Raw genomic sequence first — 12,766 nt, 5'->3', positions numbered from 1 at the left:
CTGCCGTCAAGCGGTCGGCACCCGCCACTCCAGCCGCGTGCCGCTCCTGTTCGGCCCCCGGTGGAGCGTGAGCGCTCCGCCGAGGGCGTGGGCGCGCTCGGCCAGGTTCCGCAATCCGCTGTGCTCGACCCCTTCGGGGATGCCCCGGCCGTCGTCGGTCACGGTCACCGTCAACTCGCCGTCGGAGCAGCGCAGATGCACGTCGACGGAGCGCGCGTGCGCGTGCCGGGCGGCGTTGCTCAAGGCCTCGCCGAGAACGGCGAGCGCGTGGTCCGCGACCTCGGCCGGGACGTCGGTGTCGAGAAGTCCCTCGACCCGCAGCGCGGGCGTGAAGCCGAAGGAGGCGACGGAGTCGGCCACCACCCGGGACGCCCGCCCCCGCAGTCCCTGGCGTCCCTCACCGCCGCTGTGCGAGCGCAGGCCGAAGATGGTCGACCGGATGATCTTGATGGTGTCGTCGAGGTCGTCGACCGCTCGTGACAGCCGCTCGACGGCTTCGGAGTGCTCCACGAAGCGCTGGGTGCTCTGGAGGGTCATCCCGACCGCGAAGAGTCGTTGGATGGCGAGGTCGTGCAGGTCGCGCGCGATCCTGTCGCGGTCCTGGAGCAGGGCGACCTGCTCCGCGTCGCGACGCCGGTCGGCGAGTTCCAGGGCCAGCGCGGCCTGCCCCGCGAAACCCAGCAGCGGCCCGGTGTCCCCGTCGGAGAACGGCGTACGACCGCTCAGACGCCCGAGCACCAGCACGCCGCGGGCCTTGCCGCTGACGCCCAACGGCACCGCGACCACGGGGCCGAGCCCGGCCCACTGCGAACCGTTCTCGCCCACCCGGGAGTCATGGGTGACGTCGGCGCTGACCACGGGATCCACCGCATCGAGAGCGGCTCCGATCAGGCCCTCGTGAGCCGAGAGCACCACCCCTCTGCGGCGCTCGGCGTCCACCCCGACCGCGAGCAACGGCCGCATCTCCTGCGACTTGGCGACGTACTCCGCGACCATCCCGACGTCGGCCGACACGATCTCCCTGGCCTGGTCGACGATCAGTTCGAGCACGTCGGTGCTCGGCGCCCCTGACAGCAGGCTGCTCGTGACCTCCGCGCTGGCCCGCATCCAGCGCTCGCGCAGCCGCGTCTCCTCGTACAGGCGCGCGTTCTCGATGGCCACGCCGGCGGCAACGGCGAGCGTGGACAGCACGGATTCGTCCTCCGCGTCGAACTCCTCGGCGCCGCGCTTCTCGGTGAGGTAGAGATTGCCGAACACCTTGTCCCGCACCCGGATGGGCACGCCGAGGAACGAGTGCATCGGCGGGTGGCCCGGGGGGAACCCGTACGACGACGGATGTTCCGAGAGTTCCGGCATCCGCAGGGGCACCGGGTGGCGGATCAGCTCACCGAGGATGCCGTGGCCGCTGGGCAGGTCGCCGATCCGGGCCCGTTCCTCCGCGTCGATGCCCACGGTCAGGAACTGCGAGAGCGTGCGGTCGTCGCCGATCACTCCCAGAGCCCCGTACTCGGCGTCCACGAGGACCACGGCGGCCTCGACGATGCGCCGCAGCACGTGCGGCAGGTCCAGCTCCCGGCCGACGGACAGCACCGCTTCCAGCAGGCTGTGCACGCGGTCCCGCGTGCCCCGCGCGGCGTCTATGCGCGTCTGGAGTTCGTCGAGCAGCTCGTCGAGGCGCAGCGTGGGCAGATACCGCTCGGAGTCACCGGTCGGGTCGTCGGCTCCGTCCTCGGTCATCGCTTCCTCCACCTGACTCGCAGAGACTCGGTGTGGTCAACCGATGGCACCGCTCCTCACCGTAGCGGCAGGGGAGCGGGGCCGGGCGCCGGCGGGACGCGGTGGCACGGATCGTGTCCGGCTTCGGGCTCTCGGTGGCCGAACGGAAGGGGTTGCGGCGGTCCTTCTCCCACCGGCTACCACCGGGCCGCAGCAGCGCGGTGAGCAGGGACGTACGGGCCTGGGCGCGGTCCCCTCGGCCCCTGCCGGACACCGGGCGCGGGCACGACGATGACGGAGATGACGAAAATGAGTGTGCTGACGGAAAAGACGGAAAAGAGTGTGCCGAACCGAGCGCGACGCGTCGCTCGGCGGGACGGACACACCGGGGCAGACGAGGGGGCAGCGCCATGCCGCGTCCGGTGATCGTCGGAGTCGACGCATCCCACGAGAGCCGCGCCGCTGCGGTGTGGGCGGCCCGCGAGGCGTCGCGCCGCCGGGCTCCGCTGCGGTTGTTGCACGTGTGCGCGTGGCACCCGCCGGTGGCATCCGGGGCGTCGGGGAGTGCGTCGCAGCACCTTCTGGCGCGGCGCGTCCTGCGCGAGACGGAGGCGCACGTGCGGTCGGTGTGCCCTGGAGCGGACCTTGTCGTCGAACAGGCCGAGGGGCTCCCGTCCAGGGCGCTGCTGGGTGCTGCCGAGGAGGCCGAGGTGCTGGTGCTGGGGTCCCGTGGCCTGGGCGCCCTCACCGGATTCGTCCTGGGGTCGGTCGCCCAGGCCGTGGTGGCCCGGGCCGTGTGCCCCGTGGTCCTCGTGCGGGCCGGGCGCGGGGCCGGTGACGGGCGGCGGTACGCCGTCCCCCACGCGGGTTCGCACCGCACCGCCGCCCGTGACGTCGTGCTGGGGCTCGACCTGAACGACCCGTGTGACGACTTGATCGATTTCGCCTTCGACACCGCGCGGCTGCGGAGCGCCCGGGTCCGGGTCGTGTCCGCGTGGAGCGGGCCGTCGGCGTTCACCCTCGGTCCGGGGGAGGTCGGGCTGATCGAGGGGCCGCAGCGCGCGGAGGAGTGGCGTGGCTTCCAGGATGCCGTGCTGCTCGCGTGGCGGGACAAGTACCCCACCGTCGCCGTGACAGGGGACGTGGCCGAGGGCAGGGCTTCGCGGGCGCTGGTGAGGGCCGCCGCTGACGCCGCCCTGCTCGTGGTGGGGCGGCGCACGTGTGCGGAGCCGCACATGGGCATGCGCACCGGGCCCGTCGCCCACGCGGTCAGTCAGCACGCTCGCTGCCCTGTGGCCGTCGTTCCCCACTCCTGAACTTCCTGAACTTCCTGAACAGCAGAACCGCTGAGGCCCGCAGCGGTGTCGAGCCGGGTGACAGGCAGAAGAGCCGGGCGACAGGCAGAAGATCGGTCGATGCCGGGCGGGTGCCGTCAGGTGCGGGTGACGACAGGCGCCGTCAGGTGCGGGCGACGAGCAGGCCGACCGCTCCGTCCAGCGTGCCGAGTTCGGGGTAGTCCTCCTCGTCGATGCGGACGTCCGCGCGCTCGGACAGCGTTTCCACCAGGCTCAGGAAGTCGATCGAGTCGAGCTCCAGGGCGTCGCGCAGCGACTCGTCGGGGGCCACGGTGGTCAGGTCGGCGCCCGGGACGATCTCGACGATCGACTCCGTGACGACGCTGAGTGCTTCGGTCCGGTCCATCACAACTCCTTCGCACAGTGATCGCCGTTGTGGGGTCAGAGCTTCTCGGGGTGCCGCAGGAGGCGGCCCACGGTGGTGAGGAAGCGGGCGCCCGTCGCACCGTCGCTGGCGCGGTGATCGGCGGAGAGCGTGGCGGTCACGACGGGCCGCACGCCGATCAGGCCGTCCACGGCCCAGGGCCGTTCGACGACGGTGCCGAATCCGACGAGAGCCACCTGAGGCGGGTGGATCACGCCGTACACGGACTCCGCGCCGTGCTCTCCCAGGTTGGAGACGGTCAGGGTGGCGCCGGACACGTCCGTTCCGCGCAGCCGTCCGGTACGGGCCCGTCGCACCACGTCCTTGAGCCGCGCCATCAGAGCGGCGGGCGGGAGTGCGTCGGCGTCGTGGATCACCGGGGTGAGGAGGCCGCCGTCACGCAGGGACACGGCGATGCCCAGATGCACCCCGTCGCCGGGGACGAAGCCGTCCTCCCGCCAGAACCCGTTCAGTCGGGGCACCTCGTGGACGGCGAGAGCTGTCGCCTTGAGCAACAGCGCGGCCGGTACCAGACGTTCGCCGACAGGGCGGTCGTGGTTGTGAGCGCGCAGCCAGTCTGCCGCGGCCCCGAGATCGAACGTGCTGGACAAGTAGTAGTGCGGGATCTCGCGTTTCGAGCGGCTCATGAGCTCCGCGATGGCGCGGCGCATCGCCGTGGCGCGGTCGGCCCGCGCGGTGGCGCCCGCCGCTGCCCTCACAGTGGTCGTCGTGGCTGGTCCGAGGGCTTGTTCCGGAGAGGACCCTGCCGCCTTGTCACGCAGATCATGCTTGTCACGACGTGTCGCGGCGGGTTCCGTGGCCTGCGCCCCGCTCCTGCGCCCGTCGCCCGGCACCCGCCCCCGGAGGTGTTCGCGCACGTCCGCCGCCGTTACCGCGCCGTTCTCGCCGGTGCCGGTGAGAACGGCCAGGTCGAGGGAGAGCTCGGCGGCGAGGCGACGGGCGTAGGGTGTCGCGCGCACTCGGGGGACGTTCGCCCGGGTGGATCGCGTCGCCATGACGGCAGCCCCCTTCCCTGCCGCGTGCTCCACATCGGCCCGTGTGACGCGGCCGCCCCGGCCACTGCCGCGCACCGCTGTCAGGTCGACGCCGCGCTCGGCCGCCAGACGCCGTACGAGGGGCCCGGTTTCGCCGCGGACGGCGCCTCGCGCGACGGCGGGCGGCTCCGCGGTCCGGACTCCGGCGGTGCCCGTGGGCAGCGGAGCCTCGAGCGGAGGCCGTGCGGCTTCCGGCGTTTCCGCACGGGAAGCGGCCGCCGTCGGGGGTGTCGCGTCGGCCGTCGTCCGGGGTGCGGCCGCCGGCTCGATGATGGCCAGCGCCGCGCCCACGGGCAGCACCGTTCCCGGTTCGGCGAGGAGCCGAGCCACCGTTCCGGACTCGAAGCACTCGACCTCGATGGCGGACTTGGCCGTCTCGATGACGGCCACCGGGTCGCCTTTGGTCACACGGTCGCCCGGGGACACCAGCCATTCGGTGAGCGTGCCCTCGGCCATGTCGGCACCGAGCGCGGGCATGCGGAACTCACCCATGGCGCCCCACCACCTCGCCGGCCGCCGCCGCGATGCTCGCCGGCTGCGGCAGCGCGGCCTCTTCGAGCGCACGGGCGTACGGAATGGGCACTTCCGCGCTGCACACCCGGCGCACGGACGCGTCGAGGTCGTAGAAGGCCTGCTCGGTGATGCGTGCCGAGACCTCGGCGGCGAGACTGCCGGTGCGCCAGCCCTCGTCCACGATCACGGCCCGGTGGGTCCGCGCCACGGAGGCCATGACGGTGGCGTCGTCGAGGGGGCGCAGCGACCTGAGATCCACCACTTCGGCGCTGATGCCGTCGGCCGCGAGCACGTCCGCGGCGGCGAGGGTCTTCGGCAGCGATCCGCCGTAGGTGACGAGGGTGACGTCATGCCCCGGGCGGCGTACCGCGGCGGCCCCGATGCCCGGTGCGGCGCCGTCCTCGTCGAGTTCGCCGGAGAGGTTGTAGAGCGAGCCGTGCTCGAAGATCACCACGGGGTCGGGGTCCGCGAGGGCACCGCCCAGCATCCGGCGGGCGTCCGCGAGGGTGGCGGGCGCCAGGACGCGGATGCCGGGGATGTGCGCGTACCAGCCTTCGAGGCTGTGCGAGTGCTGGGCGGCGAGCTGCCGGCCCGCGCCGGTCGTCATCCTGATCACCAGGGGCACCGAGAACTGGCCGCCGGACATGTGCCGCAGGGTGGCCGCGTTGTTGAGGATCTGGTCGAGCGCGAGCAGGCTGAAGTTGACGGTCATGATCTCGACGACGGGCCGCAGCCCGGCGAGGGCCGAGCCGATGCCGATGCCGGTGAACGCGGACTCCGACAGCGGGGTGTCCCGTACCCGCTCCGGCCCGAACTCCTCGACGAGGCCGAGGCTCACGCCGAACGCGCCGCCGTACCTGCCGACGTCCTCACCCATGAGGAAGACCCGCTCGTCGGCGGTGAGCGCCTCGCGCAGCGCCTCCCGCAGCGCCTCGCGGTAGGTCGTCTTCATGCCGGCGCCTCCTCGGAGTCGGTGTGGACGTGCCGCAGCAGGGTCGCGGCGGATTCGGCGGGCGCGGCTTCCGCGGCCTGCTGGGCCCGGTCGACCTCCCGCCTCGCGCGCTGGTCGAGCTCGTCCTGCACGGTGTCGTTCAACTCGCCGTCCGCTTTCATGCGTTCGGCCAGCACGGAGATCGGGTCACGGGTCCGCCAGCGCTCGATCTCGGTCTTGTCGCGGTAGCGGTCGGGGTCGTACATCGAGTGGGCGCGGAAGCGGTAGGTGCGCAGCTCCAGGAAGTGCGGTCCGTGTCCGGCGCGGATGCCGTCGACCGCACGGCGTGCCGCGGCCTCCACGGCGGTGACGTCCATGCCGTCGACGGCCCAGGCGGGCATGCCGTACGAGGCGGCGCGCATCGCCAGGTCCGTCTGCGCGTGTTCGACGGCCAGCGGGGTGCCCATGGCGTACAGGTTGTTCTCGCAGGCGAGCAGCAGCGGCAGGCTCCACAGCGCCGCGAGGTTGGCGCTCTCGTGGAACTCCCCCTCGGCGAAGGCGCCGTCGCCGAAGAAGCAGCAGACGAGCCCGCCCGTGCCGCGCATCTTCTCGGCGAGGGCCAGGCCCGCGGCGAGCGGAATGCCGCCCGCGACGATGGCGTTGCCGCCGTAGAAGCGGCGGCCCGCGTCGAACAGGTGCATGGAGCCGCCGCGTCCGCCGCTGCACCCGGTGGCCTTGCCGTACATCTCGGCCATCACGGCCTCGACGGGTACGCCGCGGGCCAGGGCGTGACCGTGCTCGCGGTAGGTGGACACCACGGCGTCGGCGGGTTCGAGCGCCGTGGTGACGCCGGTGGCGACGGCCTCCTCGCCGATGCACAGGTGGACGAAGCCGCGGATCGTGGACGCGCTGTACAACTCGACGCAGCGCTCCTCGAAGCGCCGGATCAGCAACATGCCGGCGAGGAGGTCGCGCCGATGCTTGGCCGCGGCGCTCTGGGACGGACGGCCCCGCTGGGCCTTCGTACGGCGGGTGGTGGTCATGGCGTGTCCTCGGAGGTGTCCGGCCCCGGCGCCGCGCCGGGCGGATGCGGTGCCTGCGGGGTCTCCAGCGTCGACGTGTCGCCGACAGGCAGCCCCGTTTCCCGGGCGCGCAGCAGGCGCCGCATGACCTTGCCGCTGCGGGTGTGCGGCAGGTGCTGGTCGAAGGCGATCTCCCGGGGCGCGACCGCGGGGCCGAGCCGGCGCCGGGCGAAGGCGAGCAGGTCGCGCCGCATCGGGTCACCGGACTCGGCCCCGGGGCGCAGGGAGACGTACGCCTTCACGATCGTGCCCGCGGTGTCGTCGGGGCGGCCGATCACTCCCGCCTCGGCCACCGCCGGGTGCTCCAGGAGGACGCTTTCCACTTCGAAGGGGCTGATGAGATGTCCCGCGGACTTGATGACGTCGTCGGCGCGCCCGACGAACCAGAAGTAGCCGTCGGCGTCCTCGCGCACGATGTCGCCGGTCAGGTACCAGCCGTCGGCGAACGCCGCGGCGTAGCGCTCCTCGGCGTGCAGGTAGCCGCGGAACATCGAGGGCCAGCCGGGCCGCAGCGCGAGTTCGCCCTCCTGCCCCGGCTCCCGCACGAGGCGGACCTGCCCCTCCGGCGAGCGCCAGGCCCGGCCGTCGGGCCCGCGCGCGACCACGGCGGCCTCGACCCCCGGCAGGGGGCGGCCCATGGAGCCCGGTTTGACGGGGGCTGAGGCGATGTTGGCGATCATGATGCAACCCGTCTCCGTCTGCCACCAGTTGTCGTGCACGGGGAGGCCGAGGACGTCCTGCCCCCACAGCACCACCTCGGGGTTGAGAGGCTCGCCCACGGACGCGACGAAGCGCAGCGCGGACAGGTCATGGGCGCGCGGCAGGTCGTGGGGTCCCTCGCGCGGGGTGGCCCGCATGAGCATGCGCAGGGCGGTGGGCGCGGTGTACCAGACGCTGACGCGCTCGTCGGCGAGGACCCGGTACCAGCGGCGGGCGTCGAAGTCGCCCTCGTCCACCACGACCGTCACACCGTGCGTGAGCGGGGCGATGATCCCGTACGACATGCCGGTGACCCAGCCCGGGTCGGCCGTGCACCAGTAGACGTCGTCGGGGTGCAGGTCGAGGGCGTACGCGGCGGTGACGTGGTGGGCGACGACGGCTTGGTGCACGTGGACGGCGCCCTTGGGCACGTCGGTGGTTCCGCTGGTGAAGTGCAGCAGAGCGATGTCCTCGGGGTCGGTGCGGGGCGGGGCGAAGTCCTCGCTCGCCGCGTCCATGAGCGCGTCGAAGGAGAGCGTGTCCGCCTGTTCCTGCCGCCGCTCACCGACGATGAGCACGTGCTCGAGTTCGCGCAGCCGGTCGCGCACGGGTGCCACCTTGCGGCGGTAGAGGGCCTCGGTGGTGACCAGGACCCGGGCGTTGCCCAGCCGCATGCGCTGGGCCACCGGCTCGGGTCCGAACGCGGAGAACAAGGGGCACACGACACCGGCGTTCTTGAGCGTGCCGAGCACGGCCGTGAACAGCTCGGGGCAGCGGCCGAGCAGGGTGTACACCCGATCGCCCCGGCCGACCCCGAGGCCGTGCAGGACGTGCGCGAACCGGTGGGAACGCAGCGCGAGCCGGGCGTACGAGACGGACTCCACGGAGCCGTCACGACGCACGCAGCGCAGCGCGGTGTGCGCGCCGCGGCCCTCGGCGACGTGCCGGTCCACGGCCTCGTAGGCGATGTTGAGGCCGCCGCCCGGGAGTCCGGCCAGAAGACCCCGGGCCCGGGCCCAGTCGAACCGGACGCGGGCGGTGTCGTGGTCCGGGAGGTTCGGCAGGACGTGCGGCCGCGCCGCCTTGGTGATGACCTCGTGGGTCATGGCTTCGGTGTCCTTCCTGGGCGCGCCGAGCGGCCGTGGGGGCAGGCGGTGTCCGCGCCGCGGAACCCGGGCCCCCGGGTGCCGCCCCGGCCGATGACGAGTGTGGGGTGGGAAGGGGCTCGGCGGCCGGGGGCGAGGGGGGACTCGCCGGGGCGACGGCGCGCGTGTCGGGTGCGAAGTGGCGCGACGTGCCGGACGTGAGCGGCCGGTGTGGCACGCACGGCTCTCGCCTCCCCTGACCGAGTGCCTCTCCGGGCCGCGGGCGGCTTTCGGCGACGGAGGGCTCCGTCGGCTGTCGTGGGCGTCCGCGGCTGGTATCGCCTCCAGGAAAGCCGTCAGGAGGGCGGAGCGCCGCAGGCCGTCCTTCCCTGGACGGGGGCCGCTCGGGCCACTTCGCGCGGATGCGCGCGGGCTGTGCCGCCGCGGTCGCGGGCGGGGCGGCACAGCACCAGGCAGGGCCGGGGAGGGGCATGGAGACGCGCCTCGCGGTGGCCCGGCAGCCGAGAGGGGCCGTGATCGGCCCGTGGTCGAGGTGCGCGCCGAAGGCGTTGCGCGCAGGGCGCGTTGCCGACGTCGCCCCGTGGCCCGGAGCACGGCCGGGCGGTCGCGCGGGACCGGGTTCGGTCGCCGCCGTGACGGCGGCGACCGGGGGGCGACTCAGGTTCCCATCGGGACGCGGAGCAGCTGACCCGGCATGATCTTGTCGGGGTCGGAGATCTGGTCCGGGTTGGCGCGCACGATGCGCTGGTACAGGGAGGCGTCCCCGTAGTACGTCTTGGCCAGACCCGACAAGGTGTCACCCTTGACCACCTTGTGCTCGCGGTAGCCGTAGTAGCCCGGCACGATGCGGGGCCCATACAGCACCGGCACGGTCACGACGTTGATCTCCTTGCCGTCCTTGGGGCTCTTCTCGAAGACCTGGACGAGCAGTTGGTCGGCCTTGAACGAGGCCTTGCGCACGTCGACCGGGACATGGAACTGCCCGTGCTCGCCCGTGCCGCCGCCGACCGTGAAGTGCCCGGTCACCTCGCTGTGACCGTCACTGACGCGGTACTGCAGCGTGGCCTCGTGGCCGGTGCCGATGCCGCCCACGTGGACCGGGCTCGCCACGAGGTCGAGCTTGCGCGGCTGATCGATCCGGTTCGTCATGAACCCTCCTGTGAGGAGAAGGAACGTGCTCCTTCCCCCTACTCAACTCCTTTGCCGGGGTGGGGCAAGAGCCGCTTTCGGGCACGATGGCGGCAGCCGTCGAACGGCCCGCGGGGCGGGCCGTTCGGCCCGCCCCGCCAGTGGCCCCGGCGCGCTGTAGTGGGAGGTGAGGAACGCATCCGTTCCGCCTTCGAAAGGGAAGGGGAGAGCGAATATGGGCACGTCAGGCACGCGCCACCGCATCACGCTCCCTGTGGTGCTGCTGGCCACCGGAGCACTCGTGACGGTGACCGCGACGAGCGGCGCGACGCACCCGAGGCCCGCCGGGCTCACCGACGCCCCGGCCGCGGTTCCCAGCCGCAGTGGCGCTCCGACATCCACCGTCGACCGGGTCGCCGACTTCTACGGCGCGTACATCGACGTCTTGTACGACACCGGTGGCGGACGGCTGTCCCAGGCCCTGCGCGGCCACTACCTGACCGCTGGGCTGCGGCACAGCCTGGCCCGCTGGGAGTCCGTCCACCACAAGGACGGCGTGCTGCGCATCAAGGGCGTCCCGACCGCCTGGAAAGTCGTCTACAACGACAGCGGCATGGGGCACTGCTGGAGCAGGGTGACTCTCACCTGGAAGGACTCCGGGAACCACGTCCACCACACCCGTCTGATGGTCCAGTCCGACCTGGCGACCAGGTTGATCTCCGCCATCAAGGCAGACGCATGACCCCTGACCGCCGCGCGGTGGGACCGGGGCCCCGCCACCTGCTTCACGACGGTGCGCGGGCCCTGCTCCGGTTCCGGCGACAGCTCAGGCGGCCTTCCGTCCACCAGGACCGCCGCTTCGCCGGTGCGGCCTCGGCGAGGGCGGCGCCCAGGGTGGGGTAGGGGCGGAAGACACCGCAGAGGCGGACGATGCGCAGGAGGGCCAGGGTGCGCGGATGCGGACAGACCAACAGGAGCTGTCCGCGCTGCTCCACGACACGCGTTCTGGCACGGCAGAGCAGCCGCAGACCGGAGCAGTCGAAAAGGTGGTCGGGGTCAGATCGATGACGACCAGGGCCTCGCGCGGGCCGGTGGCGCGGTCCGGATGAGGAGCGATCTCCAGGGCGGCGGCGATGTCGATCTCGCCGTGGAACTCCAGGACCGTGTGTCCTTGGGCGCGGTACGTGCGCAGGTGTCGGGTGGAAGTGGGAGGGGGGATACCGGGCTGTCCGCCCGGTGCCACCGTTCGCCCCGCGTCACCGTCCGCTCGACGTCGACGACGGGTGCCTGCGACGGTACCTGCGCTCCCAGCGTTCTTTGCGCTTCCGGCGATCGCTGTACTCGCGATACGACTTGGGGCCGCTGCGGCCCTCGTCGCTGCCGGTGCTCCTGTCGGCGGGATCGGTCCTGATGGAGCCGCGGTCGCGGCCCCGGACCAGCAGGTAGACGAGTGCCGCCGCGAACAGCCAGAGGAGAGGGGCTTCGAAGCCGAGGACGATCAGCAACAGGAGCAGGGCGATGATCAGAACGGACATGACACTCCCTCCACACACGGGACACGAGCAGGCCTACGACGTCGGAGGGCGAACGGTCCGCACGGCCGGGAGCGGGTGTGGCGCCGGAGGGCGCCGGCCAGGCCCGCGGCGTCGTACGAGGGCTCGTATCGGCCTCTGACGGCAAGTCAACGCCCGTGTGAAGGCCCGCCACAGGACCTGATCGGCCCGGGGGAGGGGCCTGCGGGGCCAGTCGTCAGGGGTCGGGTGGTGCCGACGCAGCGCCGGGGCTGCCGCGGCGGCCCCGCGCGGGCGCCCGCGGCTCAGGGGCCGGTCGGCCCCTTCCGCGACCGGTGTGCCTCTGCCTCGCTTGAGTGGGGCGCCCCGCCGCGCCGGAAGACGTGCGGCGGAATTCCGACCACCGGACGCCGGAGGGACTGAGGGCCGTGGAGCGAGAACTGATCGTCGGTGCGGACGGCTCCGAGGAGAGCCTGTCAGCCGTCGACTGGGCGGTGGACGAGGCCGTGCGGCGAGAGGTGCCGCTACGGATCGTGTACGCCTCGGCCTGGGAGCGGTACGAGGTGCGCAAGCCGTCCTTCAGTATCCACCGCGGCGCCGCGCGCACCTTCGCCGAGCACATCCCCGCCCAGGCGATCGCGCGGGCGCACACCCGCGCGCCCGGGCTGAAGGTCACGAGCGAGGTGCTCGCGGAGGATCCGGCGACCGCGCTCGTCCGTGAGAGCGCGGGCGCGGTCGTCGTCGGCTGCCGGGGCAGGGGCGAACTCGCCGGGCTCCTGCTGGGGTCCGTGAGTCTCTCGGTGGCCGCGCACGCCGCGTCACCTGTGATCGTGGTGCGCGGCGGCCGGCAGAACCGCGACGGCGGATTCCAGCGGGTCGTCGTCGGTGTCGACGAGGCGGACGAGGCCGGGGCCGTCGTCGCTTTCGCCCTGCGGGCCGCCGAACTGCGGCGCGGGGAACTGCGCGCGGTGCACGCCTGGCGGTGCCCCGCCCACCAGGCGCCCGAGCCGCCGCGCGCGGCGGACGCGACGGACTTTCACCAGCTGCGCGCCGAGACGAGGCTCGACGTGGTGCTGCGGGACGTCGAGCAGCAGCACGCTGCCGTGACCGTGCGACGGGACGCCGTGGAGGGCCTGGCCCGTGCGGCGTTGCTCGACGCGTCCACGACCGCCGACCTGCTCGTGGTCGGCGCGCGGCGCCGGAAAGGACACATCGGCATGCAGCTCGGCCCGGTCAACCACGCGGTCCTGCACCACTCCGCGTGCCCCGTCGCGGTGGTACCGCACGGCTGACGCCGCCACGGCCG

At 73.0% G+C, this 12,766-nt stretch carries 12 protein-coding genes; 3 read left to right on the top strand and 9 right to left on the bottom strand.

The features are described from left to right. Positions 1-6: 6 nt before the first annotated feature. Complete coding sequence (locus QUY26_RS03960; RefSeq protein WP_289943701.1) at positions 7-1,737, bottom strand: sensor histidine kinase; 1,731 nt, start codon at positions 1,735-1,737, stop codon at positions 7-9. A 389-nt stretch (positions 1,738-2,126) separates the two neighbouring features. On the opposite strand from QUY26_RS03960, the gene QUY26_RS03955 reads away from it, so the two are divergent. Beyond that, positions 2,127-3,032, top strand: coding sequence for a universal stress protein (locus QUY26_RS03955; RefSeq protein ID WP_289943700.1), 906 nt, complete (start codon positions 2,127-2,129; stop codon positions 3,030-3,032). A 142-nt stretch (positions 3,033-3,174) separates the two neighbouring features. On the opposite strand, the gene QUY26_RS03950 is transcribed toward QUY26_RS03955, so the two are convergent. The 6 genes from QUY26_RS03950 to QUY26_RS03925 all read right to left on the bottom strand — a co-directional run bounded on the left by QUY26_RS03950 (position 3,175) and on the right by QUY26_RS03925 (position 9,970). Further along, the gene (locus QUY26_RS03950; RefSeq protein WP_289943699.1) at positions 3,175-3,417 is read right to left on the bottom strand and encodes an acyl carrier protein; all 243 of its coding nucleotides are present in this window, start codon (positions 3,415-3,417) and stop codon (positions 3,175-3,177) included. Between the two features lie 35 nt (positions 3,418-3,452). Beyond that, the gene (locus QUY26_RS03945; RefSeq protein WP_289943698.1) at positions 3,453-4,982 is read right to left on the bottom strand and encodes a dihydrolipoamide acetyltransferase family protein; all 1,530 of its coding nucleotides are present in this window, start codon (positions 4,980-4,982) and stop codon (positions 3,453-3,455) included. Further along, positions 4,975-5,955 carry an alpha-ketoacid dehydrogenase subunit beta gene (locus tag QUY26_RS03940; RefSeq protein ID WP_289943697.1) on the bottom strand — a complete coding sequence of 327 codons (981 nt, stop codon included), beginning with the start codon at positions 5,953-5,955 and terminating at the stop codon, positions 4,975-4,977. The genes QUY26_RS03945 and QUY26_RS03940 overlap by 8 nt, the downstream gene beginning before the upstream one ends. Further along, positions 5,952-6,977: a pyruvate dehydrogenase (acetyl-transferring) E1 component subunit alpha gene (pdhA, locus tag QUY26_RS03935; RefSeq protein ID WP_289943696.1), complete on the bottom strand. Its 1,026-nt coding sequence runs from the start codon at positions 6,975-6,977 to the stop codon at positions 5,952-5,954. Before pdhA ends, QUY26_RS03940 begins: the two co-directional genes overlap by 4 nt. After that, positions 6,974-8,821, bottom strand: a complete 1,848-nt coding sequence (acsA, locus tag QUY26_RS03930; protein ID WP_289943695.1) for an acetate--CoA ligase — start codon at positions 8,819-8,821, stop codon at positions 6,974-6,976. The genes pdhA and acsA overlap by 4 nt, the downstream gene beginning before the upstream one ends. Positions 8,822-9,478: 657 nt before the next feature. Further along, a complete protein-coding gene (locus QUY26_RS03925) occupies positions 9,479-9,970 on the bottom strand; it encodes a Gmad2 immunoglobulin-like domain-containing protein (RefSeq protein WP_289943694.1) in 492 nt (163 codons plus the stop codon). Positions 9,971-10,184: 214 nt separating this feature from the next. On the opposite strand from QUY26_RS03925, the gene QUY26_RS03920 reads away from it, so the two are divergent. Next, the gene (locus tag QUY26_RS03920; protein ID WP_289943693.1) at positions 10,185-10,691 is read left to right on the top strand and encodes a hypothetical protein; all 507 of its coding nucleotides are present in this window, start codon (positions 10,185-10,187) and stop codon (positions 10,689-10,691) included. Between the two features lie 43 nt (positions 10,692-10,734). Here the strand turns inward: QUY26_RS03920 and QUY26_RS41090 are convergent, their stop codons facing one another. Next, positions 10,735-10,944, bottom strand: coding sequence for a hypothetical protein (locus QUY26_RS41090; protein WP_436840261.1), 210 nt, complete (start codon positions 10,942-10,944; stop codon positions 10,735-10,737). Positions 10,945-11,205: 261 nt separating this feature from the next. Next, positions 11,206-11,484, bottom strand: a complete 279-nt coding sequence (locus QUY26_RS03910) for a hypothetical protein (RefSeq protein ID WP_289943692.1) — start codon at positions 11,482-11,484, stop codon at positions 11,206-11,208. Between the two features lie 404 nt (positions 11,485-11,888). Here QUY26_RS03910 and QUY26_RS03905 point away from each other — a divergent pair, with 404 nt between their 5' ends. Then, complete coding sequence (locus tag QUY26_RS03905) at positions 11,889-12,752, top strand: universal stress protein (protein ID WP_289943691.1); 864 nt, start codon at positions 11,889-11,891, stop codon at positions 12,750-12,752. Positions 12,753-12,766: the final 14 nt, after the last annotated feature.

The sequence above is a fragment of the Streptomyces flavofungini genome (assembly GCF_030388665.1).
In the GTDB taxonomy this organism is placed as follows: Bacteria; Actinomycetota; Actinomycetes; order Streptomycetales; family Streptomycetaceae; genus Streptomyces; species Streptomyces flavofungini_A.
The sequence above is the reverse complement of the archived record's forward strand: the minus strand, read 5'-3'. Positions and strand labels throughout refer to the sequence as shown.

Coding starts and splice junctions, on each gene's coding strand:
- QUY26_RS03960 (WP_289943701.1), bottom strand. CDS start 1,737: ATGACCGAGGACGGAGCCGACGACCCGACCGGTGACTCCGAGCGGTAT.
- QUY26_RS03955 (WP_289943700.1), top strand. CDS start 2,127: ATGCCGCGTCCGGTGATCGTCGGAGTCGACGCATCCCACGAGAGCCGC.
- QUY26_RS03950 (WP_289943699.1), bottom strand. CDS start 3,417: ATGGACCGGACCGAAGCACTCAGCGTCGTCACGGAGTCGATCGTCGAG.
- QUY26_RS03945 (WP_289943698.1), bottom strand. CDS start 4,982: ATGGGTGAGTTCCGCATGCCCGCGCTCGGTGCCGACATGGCCGAGGGC.
- QUY26_RS03940 (WP_289943697.1), bottom strand. CDS start 5,955: ATGAAGACGACCTACCGCGAGGCGCTGCGGGAGGCGCTGCGCGAGGCG.
- pdhA (WP_289943696.1), bottom strand. CDS start 6,977: ATGACCACCACCCGCCGTACGAAGGCCCAGCGGGGCCGTCCGTCCCAG.
- acsA (WP_289943695.1), bottom strand. CDS start 8,821: ATGACCCACGAGGTCATCACCAAGGCGGCGCGGCCGCACGTCCTGCCG.
- QUY26_RS03925 (WP_289943694.1), bottom strand. CDS start 9,970: ATGACGAACCGGATCGATCAGCCGCGCAAGCTCGACCTCGTGGCGAGC.
- QUY26_RS03920 (WP_289943693.1), top strand. CDS start 10,185: ATGGGCACGTCAGGCACGCGCCACCGCATCACGCTCCCTGTGGTGCTG.
- QUY26_RS03910 (WP_289943692.1), bottom strand. CDS start 11,484: ATGTCCGTTCTGATCATCGCCCTGCTCCTGTTGCTGATCGTCCTCGGC.